Source organism: Paenibacillus sp. FSL K6-1566, assembly GCF_038050475.1.
GTDB lineage: Bacteria > Bacillota > Bacilli > Paenibacillales > Paenibacillaceae > Paenibacillus_AQ > Paenibacillus_AQ lactis.
The window spans coordinates 4,267,488-4,285,413 of the sequence record NZ_JBBOSR010000001.1 but is presented as its reverse complement, the minus strand read 5'-3'; the positions used below and the strand labels follow the sequence as shown (position 1 = coordinate 4,285,413).

The following is a 17,926-nucleotide window of genomic DNA, read 5'->3' as shown; positions in this document are numbered from 1 at the left end:
GGGGAACCGATTTTCAATGAGTATGGATTTTATTGAAGCGATGAACGAGCTGGAGAGAGAGAAGGGCATCAGCAAAGATGTGTTGTTTGAAGCCATCGAGGCTGCGCTGATCTCGAGTTACAAGCGTAACTTCAACACTGCGCAAAATGTCCGTGTGGACATGAACCGCAATACCGGCGTCATCAAAGTGTTTGCACGGAAGCTGATCGTTGAAGAGGTTCTGGATCCGCGGACGGAAATTTCGCTGCATGCGGCACGCGAAATCAATCCGCATTTCCAGCTCGAGGATATCGCCGAGATCGAGGTAACGCCTCGCGATTTCGGTCGAATCGCGGCTCAGACGGCGAAGCAGGTCGTTACGCAGCGCATTCGGGAAGCCGAGCGCGGCTTGATCTACAGCGCGTTTATCGACAAGGAAGACGATATCGTCACCGGTACGCTGCAGCGCCAGGACCTTAGAAACATCTACATCGACCTCGGGAAGATCGAAGCCGCGCTTCCGCTTACGGAGCTGATGCCGAACGAGAAGTTCAAGCATGGCGATCGGATCAAGGCGTATATCACGAAGGTCGAGAACACTACGAAAGGTCCGCAAATCATGCTCTCCCGCACGCATCCGGGGCTGCTCAAGCGCCTGTTTGAGCTGGAGGTTCCGGAAATTTTCGACGGCGTCGTCGAGATCCGTTCGGTTGCGCGTGAAGCGGGCTACCGCTCCAAGATTGCGGTTTACTCTCGTAATGAAGAGGTCGATCCGGTAGGCTCCTGCGTTGGCCCGAAAGGGATGCGCGTTCAGACGATCGTGAATGAGCTCCGCGGGGAGAAGATCGACATCGTCCGCTATTCCGATTCGGTTGAGGAGTACGTGGCCAACGCCCTCAGTCCTTCGAAAGTGCTTGAGGTTCAAGTGTTCGAGGATGAGAAGATGGCCCGCGTCATTGTTCCCGACTACCAGCTCTCACTGGCCATTGGCATCAAGGGCCAGAATGCGCGCCTTGCAGCTAAATTGACAGGCTGGAAGATCGATATTAAGAGCGAAAGCCAGGCGGAGCAGGAATTTGGCAGACCAAAATCCCAATCCGGTGAAATGCACCAGGATTCCGTCTCCGTGGATTAATTCCGAAACAAGCGGGGGGTAAGCGTCTTGAAACAGAGAAAGATACCGCTGCGTAAATGTGTGGCATGTCAGGAAATGATGCCGAAGAAAGAGCTGATCCGGATTGTCAGAACGCCCGACGAGGCGGTCATGATTGATCTGACCGGCAAAAAGTCGGGCCGCGGCGCTTATCTATGCGGCAAAGTTTCCTGCTTCAAGCTTGCACACAAAAATAAAGCTTTGGATCGAGCGTTGAAGCAGCAAGTGAAACCTGAGATCTATGAACAATTGGCCCAGGATTTCATCAAGGTTGAGGATGAATTCCTGGCTGCTAAAGAGCGTGCAGCCGATGATGAATAGGGCGCTTTCTCAGCTCGGCCTGGCCATGCGGGCCGGCAAGGTGGTTACGGGTGATGAGATCGTGCTCAAAGCCATCCGGTCTTCAGAAGCAAAGTTGGTTATTCTTGCGGGTGACGCCTCAGATAATACTAAAAAAAAGTTCCGCGACAAATGCGGTTCTTATAACATCCCTCTGGTAATCGGATTTGACCGGGAAAGTCTGGGCACAAGTGTAGGTAAACCCGAGCGGGTTGTGCTGGCCGTTACGGATCAAGGATTCGCAGAAATGATCTCCAGAACAATGGAGACAATGTCGGAGGTGGAGTATATTGAGTAAACAAGAAAACAAAGACAATAAACTTCGCGTATATGAATACGCGAAATCGCTGAATATGAGCAGTAAAGAAATTATAACGATCCTTAAGCGTTTGAACATTCCGGTTAACAACCACATGAGCGTCATGGAGAACGATACGGTATCCAAAGTTGAGCAGTTCTTTAAGGATATCAAATCGAATGCGGCAGCCAAGCGTGACGGTGCGGACGCTTCCCGCGGCGAGAGCCGCAAGCCGCCCGTGTCGGTTGCTTCCAACTCTTCCGCTGCTGATGCGAAAGTAAGCAGCGGGCAAGACGGCTCTCGAAATGCAGGTCAGCGCGGTCAAGGTCAAGGTCAAGGTCAACCCAAAAAACAACAGGAAAAGCAGGTAGGTATGAATAGTAGAAATCATCAAAATAACCAGAACACATCCGGTTCCCAGCGTCCACAAGGACAGGGACAGGATTCTCGCAGAAACCAATCAGGCCCGGCTCAAGGAAGCCAGAACCAAAATCGCAGCAACCAGGCACCAAGACAAGGTGGAACAGCAACTGGCTCCCGTCCGCAAGGCGGTACAGCAACCGGCTCCCGTCCGCAAGGCGGAGGTCAAGGCGGTGCTCGTCCGCAGAACAACGGCGCTCAAGGCGCTTCGCGTCCGCAAGGCAGAACGGGACGCAATGACTCCGGCAGCCAGAACAACAGCAACGGTCAAAACAACCGGGGCGGAAGAAACAATAACAACAACAATTCCAAGCGGTTTGATGATAACAACCGCCAGGGCGGTTTCCGCGGCAACAATCGCGGTGGGAAGAATAACCGCGGACGGAACCAGAACAACCAGCAGCCGCCTCGTGAGAAAATCGACAACACGCCGAAGAAAATTATCGTCCGTGGCGACATGACCGTCGGTGAAACGGCGAAGCTGCTTCATAAGGACGCTTCCGAAGTCATCAAGAAGCTGATTTTCCTCGGCGTGATGGCCACGATCAACCAGGAGCTGGACATCGAGACGATTCAGCTGCTTGCAGGGGAGTTCGGTGTCGAGGTTGAAGTGAAGATTCCGGTGGAAGAAGACCGGTTCGAGACAGTCGAAGAGAATGACGCGCCTGAAGATCTGAGGGAGCGCCCTCCGGTCGTTACCATCATGGGTCACGTCGACCACGGTAAAACGACGCTGCTGGATGCGATCCGTTCCACGAACGTGAGCGGCGGCGAAGCCGGCGGCATCACGCAGCACATCGGTGCTTATCAAGTTGAAATCAACGGCAAGAAGATCACCTTCCTGGATACACCGGGCCACGAAGCGTTTACCGCTATGCGTGCACGCGGTGCGCAGGTTACGGATATGACGATTATTGTTGTCGCAGCCGATGACGGCGTGATGCCGCAGACGGTAGAAGCGATCAACCATGCGAAGGCGGCAGGATTGCCGATCATCGTGGCCGTGAACAAAATCGACAAACCGTCTGCCAACCCGGATAAGGTGAAGCAGGAGTTGACCGAATACGAGCTTGTGCCGGAGGAATGGGGCGGAGATACGATCTTCGTTAACGTTTCGGCAAAACAGCGCATGGGTCTCGAGGATCTGCTCGAAATGATTCTGCTTGTTGCCGAAGTGAATGAATACAAAGCCAATCCGGATAAGCGTGCCCGCGGTACGGTTATTGAGGCGGAGCTGGATAAGGGAAGAGGCCCGGTTGCACGTATCCTCGTTCAGCACGGAACGCTGAAAGTCGGCGATGCGTTTGTAGCGGGCAACTGCTTCGGCCGCATCCGGGCGATGGTGAATGATAAAGGGCGCCGCCTGAAAGAAGCCGGTCCATCCACGCCGGTTGAAATTACCGGTCTTACGGAAGTGCCGGGCGCAGGCGATCCGTTCATGGTGTTCGAGGACGAGCGCAAGGCGCGTTCGATCGCCGAGAAGCGTGCGGTCACGCAGCGTCAGTCTGAGCTTAACACGAATACCCGCGTAACCCTCGACGACTTGTTCAAGCATATCAAGGACGGCGAGATCAAGGATCTGAACGTGATCATTAAGGGTGACGTACAGGGCTCGGTTGAAGCCTTGAAGAGCTCGCTTAACAAGATCGAAGTGGAAGGCGTACGCGTAAAAATCATCCACAGCGGCGTCGGAGCGATCACGGAATCCGATATTATTTTGGCGGCTGCTTCCAATGCGATCGTCATCGGCTTTAACGTCCGTCCGGATGTTCAAGCAAAACAGACATCGGAGCAGGAGAAGGTTGACGTGCGTCTGCACCGTGTCATCTATAATGTAATCGAGGAAATTGAGCAAGCTATGAAGGGGATGCTCGATCCGGAATATAAAGAAACCGTGATCGGACATGCGGAAGTCCGCAACACCTTTAAAGTGAGCAAGATTGGTACGATTGCAGGCTGTATGGTTACTTCCGGAAAAATCTCGCGCAATGCCGAAGCCCGCTTGATCCGCGACGGCATCGTCATTCATGAGGGCAAGATCGATTCCCTCAAGCGTTTCAAGGACGACGCGAAGGAAGTGGCACAAGGCTACGAGTGCGGTATTACGTTGGCCAGCTACAGCGATGTGAAAGAAGGAGACGTCATCGAAGCCTTTATCATGGAGACGGTAGAGCGCTAATAAACGAGGTGATCAACGATGGCAAAAATCAGAACAGGGCGCGTAGGCGAGCAGATTAAGAAAGAGCTCAGCCAACTGATTCAGACTGAAATCAAAGATCCGAGAATCGGCTTCATTACCGTGACCGGCGTTGATGTGACGAATGACTTGTCACAAGCCAAGGTGTACTTGAGCGTGCTCGGTGACGAAGAACAGAAGGCAGCTTCCTTGAAAGGTCTGGAAAAGGCCACCGGCTTCCTCCGTTCCGAGCTTGGCAAACGGATCCGTCTCCGGCATGTTCCGGAGCTGATCTTCAAGTTTGACGAATCCATTGCCTATGGCAGCCGGATCGAGAAGCTGCTCAACGAAATCGGAGAGCGCGAAGAGAAATAATGCAAGTTCGTAAATAAAGGAGAGGGCGAATGCAGACCTATGAGCAAGAGCTGCAGCAGGTAAAGTCGTTTCTGCTGGAGCACGATGACTATTTGGTTGTGTCGCATGTTCAGCCCGATGGAGATGCAGTCAGTTCCACCCTTGCGGTGGGCTGGCTTCTCTCATGTCTGGGCAAGAAATTCACGATGATCAATGAAGGGCCGATCCCGAAACGAATGAACATGCTGTGGCATGCCGAGGATATTATCAACGGGTCGGAAGAGCTGCCGGATCGGACGTTTACGTATGTGATCTGCGTGGATTGCGCGGATTTTGCCCGGGTAGGGCACATCCGGACGTTGTTTGCCGAGAATGCCAGAATCGTGAACATCGACCACCACCCTACCAATGACCGGTACGGCTCCGTTAACCTGGTGCTGCCTCAAGCCGCCGCGACGGCAGAAATTCTGTATGACCTGTTGAATGTATGCGGGATCACCTGGGATGCCGAGATTGCTACGTCCGTCTATACGGGGCTTCTTACAGATACCGGAGGTTTCCGTTATACGAACACGTCGCCTAAAGTGATGAGCATTGCCTCAGAGCTGCTAGGTCATGGCGTTAACGGGCCGGAGCTCGCGGAGATCCTGCTGGAAGAGATGACTCTTCCCCAGATGAAAGTGCTTGTTGAAGCGCTGAATACGCTCCAGGTGTCGGAGGATGGAAAAATCGCATGGGTGCACGTTACCCCTGACCATATGGACCGCTGCGGTGCAGCCAGCGAGGATCTGGAGGGGATTGTCAATTATCCCCGCAATATTCAAGGCGTCGAGGTCGGAATCTTGTTTAAGCTTCTGAAATCCGGTATCGTGAAGGTTAGCCTTCGCTCCGCCGGAAAAGTCGACGTTGCCGCCCTTGCCCAAGGGTTCGGAGGCGGAGGCCATGTCCGGGCTGCCGGCTGCAGTCTGGAGGGGCCTTTGGAGGATGTTATCCCCCGCGTTGTGGAGCAGGTGAGACTACGGTTATGACAGAGTTGGAAGGTATTTTGGCCGTGCATAAGCCCGCCGGCTGGACATCGCATGATGTGGTAGCCAAAGTAAGAGGAATTGTCCGCATGAAACGGATTGGCCATACGGGTACGCTTGATCCGGAGGTTACGGGAGTGCTGCCGCTGTGTTTGGGCAGAGCGACGCGAGTCGTGGAGTATATGCAGGAACTGCCGAAGGAATATGAGGCTGTTCTGCGTCTTGGGTATGCTACGGATACGGAGGATGCCACGGGTACGGTCATTGAAGAGGCAGACAGCGTGCTGGTAACGAGGGAGGAAGCGGAGGAAGCGCTGAGTTCGTTTGTGGGTGAAATCTCCCAGGTTCCCCCGATGTATTCCGCCGTCAAGGTAAACGGCAAGCGTCTGTATGAGCTTGCGCGGGAAGGGAAGACCGTTGAACGCAAAAGCCGGACCGTCACCATTCATGAGATTGAGATGACCGGCTTTGACGCCAGCGGCGCCTATCCCGAAATATCGTTTCGGGTGCTGTGCTCCAAAGGTACATATATCCGCACATTGTGCGTTGATATCGGCCGCAAGCTCGGCGTTCCTTCCGTCATGGTTCGGCTTGTACGCACGATCTCGGCCGGCATTCCGGCAGCCGACTGCCTGACCCTTGAAACCATTGAACAGCTTATGAAGGAAGGACAGCTTCAGAATAAGCTGATTCCGGTCGACCGGGCGGTCTCCCATCTTCCGGCTCATACCGTATCGGATGAGAAAGCGGAAGCTGCCCTGCAAGGACAGCGCTTGTCCGCCAGAGCCGTGGAGCCTCTGGTTGAAGGCGACGAGCCGATCCGGCTCTATGACAGCCAAGGAAGCTTTCTTGGAATCTACAAGCGGCAAGCCGAATCAGGCGCGATCGTGCCAGTGAAGGTATTTTCAAGATAGTGCTTGTTCTAGTTGAATGGAGGTGAGAAACATGAGGATTGTATCGTTGTCCTACCCCATAAATCCGGAGAACGTATTGGAAGCCGGCGTGCCGAAGGTCGCGGCCATCGGACAATTTGACGGTCTGCATCTGGGTCATGAGAGCGTGATTACGACGGCCGTCGGAATTGCGCGGGAGCAAGGGCTTCCTGCCGCTCTCATCACCTTTTATCCCCATCCCAAAGATGTGATCGGCAAAGGAAATTATGAGGGCTACCTTACTCCCCAAGCTGATAAGGAAAAGCTGCTGCAGGAGATGGGAATTGATATCCTGTACGTTGTGGAGTTCAACAAGGCGTTCTCTGAAGTCAGTCCGGACGCGTTCGTATCGGACATGCTGCTCCCGCTCTCGCTGCAGACGGCCGTGGTCGGATTCGATTTCCGTTTTGGTCATAAGGGAGCGGGAGATGCCGTCAAGCTTCAGGCATTAAGCGAAGGGGCGATGTCTGTCGTCACCGTTCCGCCATTCTTAGTGGATGGAGAGAAGGTAGGCAGCTCTTCTATCCGGATTGCCCTGCAGACCGGACAGCTCGCGGATGCTAACCGGTGGCTCGGCAGAAATTACAGCATTCGGGGAACCGTAATCCACGGCGAGAAGCGCGGAAGGCAGATCGGCTTTCCGACGGCGAATCTCGAGCTGACGGATCCGTACGTCATCCCGGCCCTGGGCGTGTACGCCGTGCGTGCCCGTTCGGATCAGGAGGGGGGCTGGATTGCCGGGGTCATGAACGTCGGTGTCAAGCCAACGTTCCATGAAGGCATCACGAAGCCGATCTTCGAGGTGCATCTTTTCGACTACAGCGGCGATTTATACGGTCAGGTCATGACGGTGGAGATGGTTCAATATATTCGGAAAGAGCATAAATTCGAATCGGTGCAGGAGCTTGTCGAGTGGATTCACCGGGATGCGGTCGAAGCCCGCAGGATTCTCAAGGACATGGAATAGGGCAGCACGCTTTTTCGATAAATTAGCGGATCGGATTTTCTTTTTTCGGAAAAGTATGCTATACTCTTAGAGGTTGCCCGGGATTCGGGCAATTTAACCTTGGCTTGGATGTTTGATCTCACCGTCGGTATCTGGGCCAACGGCGATTATGACGAAGGAGGTGAACAGGATGGCATTGACTCAGGAACGTAAACAACAACTGATTGACGAGCACAAAACTCACGAGTCCGATACAGGATCTCCAGAGGTGCAGATCGCTATCCTAACGGAAAACATTACGAACTTGACTGACCACTTGCGTACGCACAAGAAGGATCATCATTCCCGCCGTGGATTGCTGAAAATGGTCGGCCAACGCCGTAAGTTGCTTGCATACTTGAAAAACAAGGATGTAAAACGTTACAGTGCTTTGATCGAGAAGCTTGGATTGCGTCGCTAATCATCCATAGGATTTACCGAAAACAGCCTGGTTGTCCACTGTCCTTCTTGGAACGACAGCGGCACAACCGGGCTCTTTTCTAAGTATTATGGAAATTGCTTTCGTTTGCCCGCTTTCCTGTAAAGCCATGCTGTTATTCATAAGCCGAGGCTTTGCAGCGAAAGATATTCACATAGATATTGATATACCCGATTCGCCTTCCACAAGCTTTAAGCTTCTGCCGGCGTTTCCCGCTTTCGTCATCGAGTGTTCCAAGATGAGTTCGTTGTTTGTCGTACATAAGCTCGAGCAATAGAATCCAGTGAAACACTCCGATCGATCAAACGGGCGGCATTATTAAAGATGATGCTGTTTTTAGGCAATACTGAAAGCTAGAAGACGACAAAAAAATTTATCCCTATGAGGAGGGAATACATGGAAACTAGTGTTGAAATGCAGCTTGGCGGAAGACCTCTCGTACTCGAAACCGGTCGGCTGGCCAAGCAGGCAAATGCGGCTGTTATGGTCCGTTACGGCGACACGGCGGTTCTCTGTACGGTGACGGCTTCAAGTGAGCCGAAGGATTTGGATTTCTTCCCGTTAACGGTGAACTATGAGGAAAGATTGTATGCGGTTGGTAAAATCCCGGGGGGATTCATTAAGCGGGAGGGCAGACCGAGCGAGAAAGCAATCCTTGCAAGCCGCTTGACTGACCGTCCGATCCGGCCGCTGTTCCCGGAAGGCTTCCGCAACGATGTTCAGGTCCTTAATCTCGTCATGAGCGTGGATCAGGACTGCGAGCCGGAAATTGCCGCGATGATCGGTACCTCTGCAGCCCTCAGCATTTCCGATGTTCCGTTCAACGGACCGATCGGCGGCGTGGCGGTAGGACGAGTTAACGGCAATTTTGTCGTGAACCCTACAATTGCAGAGCAGGAAGCCAGTGACATTTATCTCGTCGTTGCAGGTACGAAAGACGCGATCATGATGGTTGAGGCCGAAGCGAATGAGGTTCCGGAAGAAGTGATGCTGGAAGCGATCATGTTCGGTCATGAGGAAATCAAGAAGATTGTGGCGAAGATCGAGGAATTGGTGGCCGTTGCCGGCAAGGAAAAGATGGAAGTGAAGCTCCATGCCGTAGACGAAAACGTCAATCGCGAGGTTCGCGAGTTTGCGGAGGCCCGCCTTGTCGAAGCCGTTCGCATTGAAGAGAAGCATGCCCGTCAGGATGCCATCGATGCGATTAATGAAGAGACTTATACCGTATTTGAGGAAAAGTATATTGAAACGCCGGAACTTTTGAAGGATGTTAAAGAGGTTCTTCACGACATCGTGAAGGAGGAAGTCCGTCGTCTCATTACGCATGACAAGGTTCGTCCGGACGGACGCGGCCTGTCCGAGATTCGTCCGATCGAATGCGACACGGGTCTGCTTCCAAGAACCCACGGCTCCGGCTTGTTCACGCGCGGTCAAACGCAAGCGCTCAGCGTATGTACTTTGGGTGCCCTCGGCGATGTGCAGATTCTTGACGGCATCGACCTGGAAGAGACCAAGCGCTTCATGCACCACTATAACTTCCCGCCGTTCAGCGTAGGTGAGGCTCGTCCCCTCCGCGCGCCGGGTCGCCGGGAGATCGGACATGGTGCTTTGGGTGAGCGTGCACTGAGCAAGGTTATTCCTAATGAAGCCGAGTTCCCGTACACGATCCGCCTGGTATCGGAAGTGCTTGAATCGAACGGATCGACTTCCCAGGCGAGCATTTGCGCAAGCACGCTGGCGATGATGGATGCCGGTGTACCGATCAAAGCGCCTGTAGCAGGTGTAGCCATGGGCTTGATTAAGGACGGAGAGCATGTATCCATTCTGACGGACATCCAGGGAATGGAGGACCATCTCGGCGATATGGACTTCAAAGTTGCCGGAACGCCGGATGGGGTTACCGCCATTCAGATGGATATCAAAATCGACGGCATTGACCGCGCGATTTTGCAGGAAGCACTCCAGCAAGCAAAGGAAGGACGCATGCATATCCTCGGCAAAATGATGGAGGTCATCAAAGAACCGAGAGCAAGCTTGTCCCAATATGCGCCTAAGATCATCACGATGCAGATCAATCCGGACAAAATCCGCGATGTCATCGGAGCCGGCGGCAAAATTATCAACAAAATCATTGAGGAAACCGGCGTGAAGATCGATATCGAACAGGATGGACGCGTATTTATCGCTTCTCCGAATGAAGAGATGAACCGCAAAGCCCTTACGATTATCGAAGGCATTGTGAAGGAAGTCGCGGTCGGCGAAATTTATACCGGTACCGTCAAACGGATCGAGAAGTTCGGCGCGTTCGTGGAAATTTTGCCTAATAAAGACGGGCTGGTTCACATTTCCCAGCTGTCGACCGAGCGGGTGGCGAAGGTGGAGGATGTTGTTGCCATTGGTGACGTCATCACCGTTAAGGTCACGGAAATCGATCAGCAAGGACGCATTAACCTGTCGCGCAAAGCGGTATTGACTGCGGAAGCGAAGTAAGCGCGGGCCATGGCCTGAGCGTCCGAAATAGCAAATGAAGAAAGAGGCAGAACCTGATTCTGGCTCTTTTTTTGCGTCTAGCTCGCCATACACCCTCATACCGAGGCCGCAGCTCTACTTTTGGCTCATAATTCCGGAGCCCGGCACATAAAATGGGACAAAGCTGCCTGAGGGGGAGTGGGAGAGCCCATGAAAGATAAGAAAATCGCCGTGCTCCTGACCGGTACCGCATTGGTATCGGCTGCCGCCGTGTTCAGCGGCGCGTGGGGTTATGTGTCCGGACTTGAGCCCGCGGCAAATACAAAGCTCGTGAACAGCAGCAGTCTTACGGGAGCGGTAGTCGACGTGGAGCTGCTCAATCAGATTGAGGCTGCGGCTGCCAAGGAAAGAGTAGAGCCTGTTGACGCGAGAGTGGACAGAGTATGGGAGGCAATCCCCGGCTATAACGGACTTGAGGTCGATGTGGAGGCTACATATAATCTGGCCGTGAAGAACCGGGGGAAGGGAGAGGCCCTCCCGCTCGTATATCGTGAAATTCCGGCCAAAGTAACGCTAAACGACCTGGATCTTGCATCTCACCCGATCTATCGGGGGAACCCGAATAAACCGATGGTGTCGCTCATGATTAATGTTGCCTGGGGCAACGAATTTCTGGAGCCCATGCTGAATACGCTCGATGAGGAAAATATCAAGACCACCTTCTTCCTCGACGGCAGCTGGCTCAAGAAAAATCCGGAGCTTGCAGGCGAGATTGTAAAGCGGGGCCATGAAGTCGAGAATCATGCTTTCACCCATCCCAACATGAGCCGTCTAAGCAGGGAACGCGCCGATCTGGAAATTGCGAAAACGCAGGAGCTGCTTAAGACCAGTTTAGGGGTGGAAAATAAATGGTTTGCGCCCCCTTCCGGCGATTTCAACAAGCAGACGGTAGCGATCGCCCATGCCCGGGGGCTGAAAACGGTGCTGTGGACGCTTGACACCGTGGACTGGCAGCATCCTGCGCCGGAAGCGGTCGTTCAGAAAATAAGCAGTAAAGTCGAACCAGGCTTCCTCATTCTCATGCATCCAACAGACTCCTCCTCGAAAGCGTTGAAGGGCATGATTGACGGGATACGGGCCAAGGGTCTATCGATCGGCACGGTCAGCCAGACGCTTTCGCCTGACCGGATCATGCCGGGTGGAACCTAGAAGTCCAGGGTGTTGTGGCACATGGTAAAGTTTGATAGAATGAATGGATGGCATGAGGCTGTTGGTCAGCTGAAATGAACCTGGATGGACAGTTAGGGGGGCCTTGCGTGAAAAAAATACAATTGTCAAACGGCCTGCGTGTGGTTATGGAGAGCATCCCCACAAGTCGTTCGGTATCCTTCGGCATCTGGGTGAAGACCGGATCCCGCAATGAGACGCCGGAGATCAATGGGATTACGCATTTTATAGAGCATATGATGTTCAAAGGGACGGAGCGGTTTGACGCCCGTGCGATTGCCGAGCAGTTCGATGCGATCGGTGGAAACGTCAACGCGTTCACGGCTAAAGAGTATACCTGCTATTATGCTAAGGTATTGGATGAGCATTTTCCGATTGCTGTCGATGTTCTCTCCGATATGTTCTTCAACTCCAAGCTGGATGCGGAAGAGCTGGCCAAGGAGAAGAATGTAATTCTGGAAGAGATCGCCATGTATGAGGATACGCCGGATGATCTGGTGCACGACCTGATGTCAACGGCCGTTTATGGCGATCACCCGCTGGCATTTCCGATCCTTGGTACGAAGGAACGGCTGGAAGCGATGGACTCCGATGCGCTGCGCGCTTACATGGAACATCACTATACGATCGAGAATACGGTCATTGCGCTTGCCGGAAATATCAATGAAGGAACGATCGAGCTGCTGGAGCGGCACTTCGGCGGATTTTCCAATCGCCGTGCGCCCCAAGCCCTTGAGGTGCCGTCATTTCTGGATGGCGTCCAGTTCCGGAAGAAGAAGACCGAGCAGAATCATATCTGCATGTCGTTCCCGGGCTGCTCGATCGGCGAGGATCTGCAATATGCAATGGTGCTTCTGAACAATGCCATCGGCGGTGGAATGAGCTCGCGGCTGTTCCAGGAAATCCGGGAGAAGCGGGGGCTCGCTTACTCGGTATATTCCTATCACAGCTCCCATGCGGACAGCGGCATGTTCACCATCTATGCGGGCACGGCGCCCAAGCAGACGAAGGACGTGCTGGATTTGACGATCGAGATGCTGCATGATCTGGCAACGAACGGAATGACGGAGCAGGAGCTCAAGAAGGGGAAGGAGCAGCTGAAGGGAAGCCTCATCCTTAGTCTGGAGAGCACCAGCAGCCGCATGAACCGGCTTGGCAAGAACGAGCTGATGCTGGGCCGGCATCACACCCTTGATGAGCTGATCAAGCGCATTGAGCAAGTAAGCATGGAGGATGTGAATGCCGTCCTCGACCGAATGTTTAATACTCCATATGCACTCGCGATGGTTGGAACCTCAGACAAAGCATTGAATGGACTTAGGAGGAATGAATTTGTTGCACTACGTTCAAATCCATAGATTACCCGGTAATGAAGATGTGAAGCTGCCTGTGAAAATGTCCGAGCTCGCTGCAGGCTTCGACCTGCATGCCGCTGTACCGGAGCCGGTCGTTCTGCAGCCCGGCGAGCGCAAGCTGATCCCGGCTGGCTTTGCAATGGCCATGCCGGCAGAGCTGGAGGCCCAAATCCGCCCTCGCAGCGGACTGGCGTTCAAGCACGGGATTACCTGCTTGAATTCGCCGGGCACCATCGATGCCGACTATCGCGGCGAAGTGAAGGTGCTGCTCATCAATTTGGGACAAGAGCCATTTACGATCGAGCGGAACGAGCGGATAGCGCAAATGGTATTTCAGACCGTGCCTGCAGTCGCCTTTGCCGAGGTGGAAGAGCTGTCCGAAACCGTTCGCGGTACGGGCGGATTTGGACACACGGGGAAATAGGCTCGCGTTTACGAGTTCTACACATCGAATTGGAAAGGTCGTTTTGGCTGATTAGCCAAGGCGGCCTTTTTTGACGTTGCCAAGGACATCCCCGGTTTGTCGCGTCTTCCGTGCGACGATGACCAATAGGGCCGAAACCTCGCTTCCCGCAGCGTAAGGGGCTATCCAACGCGTTACATGGATAATTCGCTCACCACCTTATGGGCCGCAGCATAAGATGGTCTATACATTGGTTAGAAAGAAAGGAGCGACGCCTTCCATGCTGACTGGAGTCCGGACCGTCTTCGTTGGAGGAGACGCAAGGCAAATTGAAGTGATCCGCAAGTGCGCCGAGATGGATGCTTCCGTCATGATCGCGGGCTTTGAGAAGCTGCAGGATTCATTCCAAGGGGTTACGCGCGAGACGCTTTCCACCGAGCTGATGGCGGATGCCGATGCCCTGATTTTGCCGGTAGTGGGCTGTGATGATGAAGGACGTGTCAGCGCATTGTTTTCGGAAGGTCCATTACGGCTGCAGGAGGATCATATTGCCGCTATGCCGAAGCACGGAGTCGTTTATACCGGCATGGCCAAACCTTATTTACGATCGCTGTGCGACAAATATAACATCAAGCTGGTGGAAATATTTGAGCGGGACGATGTAGCGATCTACAACTCCATCCCGACGGCAGAAGGAGCGCTGATGATGGCGATCCAAAATACCGATTTTACGATTCATGGATCCACGAGCATGGTGCTCGGCATGGGCCGGACGGGATTTACGATGGCGCGGAGCCTGCAGGGGCTCGGTGCGAATGTCATGATGGGCGTACGGAAATCGGAGCATTATGCCAGAGCGGAGGAAATGGGCTGGAAGCCTTTTCTCATAAAGGATTTGGGGACTCACGTAGCCGGCATTGACTTGCTTTTTAACACGATTCCAACTATGATAGTCACAGCACAAATCATCTCGAAAATGCCTCGGGAGGCCGTTATCATCGATCTCGCCTCCGCACCCGGCGGATGCGATTTTCGCTATGCCGAAAAACGGGGTATCAAAGCCATGCTCGCACCCGGACTACCCGGAATCGTGGCTCCTAAGACAGCCGGCATCATTATCGCCAATGCGCTGGTGGAGCTGATTTCTGAAGAAATCAAGATTCGGGGGGATGCGAAATGAATTGGAATGGAAAAACGGTGGGCTATGCCCTGACGGGGTCCCACTGCACGCTGGAAGAAGTGATGCCGCAGATCGAGCGTTTCAAATCGGGCGGAGCGAATGTGATTCCGATTGTATCGAGCACCATCATGACGACGGATACCCGATTTGGGACATCGGAAAATTGGCAGAAACAGTTGAAAGATATAACCGGGAATGATATTATTTCTACGATTGTTGAGGCGGAGCCGCTTGGACCTTCCAAGCTTCTTGATGTGCTGGTCATTGCACCTTGCACAGGGAATACGACCAGCAAGCTGGCGAACGCGATGACGGATAGCCCTGTTCTGATGGCTGCCAAGGCGCAGATGAGAAACTGCAGACCGCTCGTGCTTGCCATTTCAACGAACGATGGACTGGGACTGAATGCAGCCAATATCGCCAAACTATTGGTTACGAAGAATATATATTTCGTTCCGTTCGGCCAGGATAACCCGCAGCAGAAGCCGAACTCGCTCGTGGCGAGAATGGACCTGATACCGGAAGCCTGCTACGCGGCGTTGGAAGGAAAACAGCTGCAGCCGATGCTCGTGGAATACGCTCATTAATACGATAGGCATCATTTAGAACCTTAACATTCGAAAAACAGCAGACCATGGAGTTTTGCTGAAATCAACCTGCACGAACCGAAGCGGCCAGGCTAAATAGCCGGCCGTTTCAGTCGGTCGGCCCCGAGTTTTCACGCTCCCGGGCATAGATAAACGGAGGAATATGCATGCGCATCTTAGTTCAAAAATTCGGAGGCACTTCGTTGTCCACACCGCAAGCGAGAACCCATGTTATCGGACACATCCGGCGCGAGTTGGACAATCAGTATCGATTGGTTGTCGTGGTGTCCGCGATGGGACGACGTGGGGAACCCTACGCAACAGACACCCTGCTTGATTGGATCGAGCATAACGGAAATGCACTACCAAGCAGGGAAAGGGACATGCTGCTGGGCTGTGGAGAAGTGATATCGGCGACAACCCTGTGCAGCCTGCTCCACCATGAGGGCATTACCGCTACGGTTCTGACGGGCGCCCAAGCCGGATTTCTAACCGACAATCATTTCGGCAATGCACGCATCAAGGATGTGAAGCCTGACCGGGTGTTGAAGGAGCTGGAGCAATATCAGGTCGTGATCGTGACGGGCTTTCAGGGGCAGACCGAGTCGGGTGATTTAACGACGCTCGGCAGAGGAGGCAGTGACACCTCCGCAACAGCACTGGGTGCGGCGCTTCGCGCTGAAATGGTGGATATCTATACCGATGTCAACGGCATTTTGACGGCAGATCCCCGGATTGTAGAGGATGCCAAGCCGTTAAGCTATGTAAGCTACACGGAGATTTGCAACATGGCCCATCAGGGGGCCAAGGTCATTCATCCGAGAGCGGTGGAGATCGCGATGCAGTCCCAAATTCCGGTTCGCGTCCGTTCGACCTTCTCGGATAGCGAAGGAACGCTTGTGACCCAGCCTGAAGGATTCAGGGATATCCAATCCGGTATTGTAGACCGTTATGTGACCGGCGTTGCTTATGTGAGCAACATTACCCAAATTTCGGTCGAGTGCGATCGGACCGAAGGCTTGCAGCTGAAGGTATTCAAATCCATGGCTGAGCATTCGATCAGCGTAGACTTTATTAATGTTACCCCGACGGGGGTTGTTTATACCGTATTCGACAGCGATTCGGAAAAAGCGATCGAGGTTCTGCAGAACCTTGGATTGAAGCCAAGAAGCTTATCCGGGTGCGCGAAGGTATCGGTAATCGGAGGCGGCATTAACGGTGTGCCTGGCATTATGGCGAAAATTGTCGAATCGCTGAGCGAGCACGATATTTCGATTTTGCAATCGGCTGACTCCAATACAACGATTTGGGTGCTTGTCAAAAAAGAAGATATGGCTCAGGCGCTGCGCGCGCTGCACAGCAAATTTGAGCTTCATCGATAGATCCGTGTCGTTTTTCCAGGTTTGTGTGACATCATCGTTTATCAATTTATCGGTACGGGATTAAGGTATGGGTAATGCAGATTGCCCTGATTTAGGATATGCTATGTAGAGAATGAAGCAGGTTTTCCCGTATACGGGAAAAAGCTAAGGAGGAATCATTGTGGATTTCGGAAGATTGATTACGGCTATGGTAACCCCGTTCGATCGCAGCGGCGAGATCAATTGGGACGAGACGGCAAGATTAATTGAGCATTTGATTGCGGATCAAAAATCAGACTCCCTCGTGATCGCCGGCACAACCGGCGAGTCTCCCACGCTGAGCGAATCGGAAAAGCTCGAATTGTTCGCATTCGCTGTGAAGCAGGCGGCCGGAAGATGCAAAATTATCGCAGGCACAGGCAGCAACAATACCGCACATTCGGTCGAATTGACGAAGAAAGCGGAAGCTTGCGGGGTCGACGGCATTTTGCTGGTTGCTCCTTATTACAATAAACCGAATCAAGAAGGTCTGTATAAGCATTTTGAGGCAATCGCAGCAGCAACCTCGCTGCCTGTTATGCTATATAACGTGCCGGGACGCACGGGAGTCAGCTTGAGCACCGCCACGACGTTGCGGTTGGCGCAATTGCCGAATATCGTTGCCACGAAGGAATGCGCCTCGATCGATCAGGTGACTGCGATCGCTGCAGGCGCACCGGAAGGATTTATCGTCTATTCCGGCGATGACTCTGCAGCGCTGCCGGCTCTGGCGGTAGGCGCTTATGGTATCGTGAGTGTTGCAAGTCATATTGCCGGTGCACGGATGAAGGATATGATCGATGCATATGTTGCCGGGAATGTGCAGGAAGCTGCAAAGCTTCACCAATCGTTATTCCCGCTGTTCAAGGGACTGTTCGAGTGTCCGGACCCGCTTCCGAACCCGTCCGCCGTTAAGTTCGCCCTGAATGAAAGAGGCTATCAGGTAGGAGATGTCCGTCTGCCGCTCGTCTCGCCGAGTGAAAGCGAAGCATCGTTCATCCGTTCGATGCTGGCGTCATTGTAATATACCTGCTTCAAAACCGAGTAAACGTACAGCCGCTGCCTGAACAAGGCAGCGGCTTCTTTCGTTTTAAACCGCAGCGTTTCGGGCATCCTATGGGACACGTAGGCGGCTGACTTGTGTTTTCACTTTTTCATCATGTATAATGAATTCAAGTGACTGGGTGCGGTATTTTTTTGAAATT

General features: G+C 53.2%; 17 protein-coding genes. All 17 read left to right on the top strand.

What is annotated here, in order from left to right; genetic code table 11:
- The first annotated feature begins 16 nt into the window (after nt 1-16).
- The 17 genes from nusA (at nt 17) to dapA (ending at nt 17,745) form a co-directional block, all read left to right on the top strand.
- Nucleotides 17-1,114, top strand: coding sequence for a transcription termination factor NusA (gene nusA, locus NST08_RS18810; protein WP_007128713.1), 1,098 nt, complete (start codon nt 17-19; stop codon nt 1,112-1,114).
- A 27-nt stretch (nt 1,115-1,141) separates the two neighbouring features.
- Entirely contained in the window at nt 1,142-1,453 is a 312-nt protein-coding gene (rnpM, locus tag NST08_RS18805) for an RNase P modulator RnpM (protein WP_028405665.1), read from the top strand.
- Complete coding sequence (locus NST08_RS18800; protein WP_028405664.1) at nt 1,446-1,769, top strand: YlxQ family RNA-binding protein; 324 nt, start codon at nt 1,446-1,448, stop codon at nt 1,767-1,769. Before rnpM ends, NST08_RS18800 begins: the two co-directional genes overlap by 8 nt.
- A complete protein-coding gene (infB, locus tag NST08_RS18795; RefSeq protein ID WP_341342153.1) occupies nt 1,762-4,368 on the top strand; it encodes a translation initiation factor IF-2 in 2,607 nt (868 codons plus the stop codon). Before NST08_RS18800 ends, infB begins: the two co-directional genes overlap by 8 nt.
- 18 nt (nt 4,369-4,386) lie before the next feature.
- The gene (rbfA, locus tag NST08_RS18790) at nt 4,387-4,740 is read left to right on the top strand and encodes a 30S ribosome-binding factor RbfA (protein ID WP_007128709.1); all 354 of its coding nucleotides are present in this window, start codon (nt 4,387-4,389) and stop codon (nt 4,738-4,740) included.
- Nucleotides 4,741-4,769: 29 nt separating this feature from the next.
- On the top strand, nt 4,770-5,747 hold the full coding sequence (locus tag NST08_RS18785) for a DHH family phosphoesterase (RefSeq protein ID WP_341342152.1): 978 nt from the start codon (nt 4,770-4,772) through the stop codon (nt 5,745-5,747).
- The gene (truB, locus tag NST08_RS18780; RefSeq protein ID WP_028405661.1) at nt 5,744-6,658 is read left to right on the top strand and encodes a tRNA pseudouridine(55) synthase TruB; all 915 of its coding nucleotides are present in this window, start codon (nt 5,744-5,746) and stop codon (nt 6,656-6,658) included. Before NST08_RS18785 ends, truB begins: the two co-directional genes overlap by 4 nt.
- 31 nt (nt 6,659-6,689) lie before the next feature.
- Nucleotides 6,690-7,643 carry a bifunctional riboflavin kinase/FAD synthetase gene (locus tag NST08_RS18775; protein WP_007128706.1) on the top strand — a complete coding sequence of 318 codons (954 nt, stop codon included), beginning with the start codon at nt 6,690-6,692 and terminating at the stop codon, nt 7,641-7,643.
- Nucleotides 7,644-7,812: 169 nt separating this feature from the next.
- Nucleotides 7,813-8,082 carry a 30S ribosomal protein S15 gene (rpsO, locus tag NST08_RS18770; RefSeq protein ID WP_006211281.1) on the top strand — a complete coding sequence of 90 codons (270 nt, stop codon included), beginning with the start codon at nt 7,813-7,815 and terminating at the stop codon, nt 8,080-8,082.
- Nucleotides 8,083-8,496: 414 nt separating this feature from the next.
- The gene (gene pnp / locus NST08_RS18765; protein ID WP_341342151.1) at nt 8,497-10,590 is read left to right on the top strand and encodes a polyribonucleotide nucleotidyltransferase; all 2,094 of its coding nucleotides are present in this window, start codon (nt 8,497-8,499) and stop codon (nt 10,588-10,590) included.
- Between the two features lie 189 nt (nt 10,591-10,779).
- A complete protein-coding gene (locus NST08_RS18760) occupies nt 10,780-11,778 on the top strand; it encodes a polysaccharide deacetylase family protein (RefSeq protein WP_028405658.1) in 999 nt (332 codons plus the stop codon).
- A 107-nt stretch (nt 11,779-11,885) separates the two neighbouring features.
- Nucleotides 11,886-13,154, top strand: coding sequence for a M16 family metallopeptidase (locus NST08_RS18755; RefSeq protein ID WP_007128703.1), 1,269 nt, complete (start codon nt 11,886-11,888; stop codon nt 13,152-13,154).
- Nucleotides 13,129-13,575, top strand: a complete 447-nt coding sequence (gene dut / locus NST08_RS18750) for a dUTP diphosphatase (RefSeq protein WP_208604280.1) — start codon at nt 13,129-13,131, stop codon at nt 13,573-13,575. Before NST08_RS18755 ends, dut begins: the two co-directional genes overlap by 26 nt.
- A 259-nt stretch (nt 13,576-13,834) precedes the next feature.
- Nucleotides 13,835-14,734: a dipicolinate synthase subunit DpsA gene (gene dpsA, locus NST08_RS18745; protein ID WP_007128701.1), complete on the top strand. Its 900-nt coding sequence runs from the start codon at nt 13,835-13,837 to the stop codon at nt 14,732-14,734.
- A complete protein-coding gene (locus NST08_RS18740; RefSeq protein WP_007128700.1) occupies nt 14,731-15,321 on the top strand; it encodes a dipicolinate synthase subunit B in 591 nt (196 codons plus the stop codon). Before dpsA ends, NST08_RS18740 begins: the two co-directional genes overlap by 4 nt.
- 167 nt (nt 15,322-15,488) lie before the next feature.
- Nucleotides 15,489-16,703 carry an aspartate kinase gene (dapG, locus tag NST08_RS18735; RefSeq protein WP_007128699.1) on the top strand — a complete coding sequence of 405 codons (1,215 nt, stop codon included), beginning with the start codon at nt 15,489-15,491 and terminating at the stop codon, nt 16,701-16,703.
- Nucleotides 16,704-16,863: 160 nt separating this feature from the next.
- Nucleotides 16,864-17,745, top strand: a complete 882-nt coding sequence (gene dapA, locus NST08_RS18730; protein ID WP_210095128.1) for a 4-hydroxy-tetrahydrodipicolinate synthase — start codon at nt 16,864-16,866, stop codon at nt 17,743-17,745.
- Nucleotides 17,746-17,926: the final 181 nt, after the last annotated feature.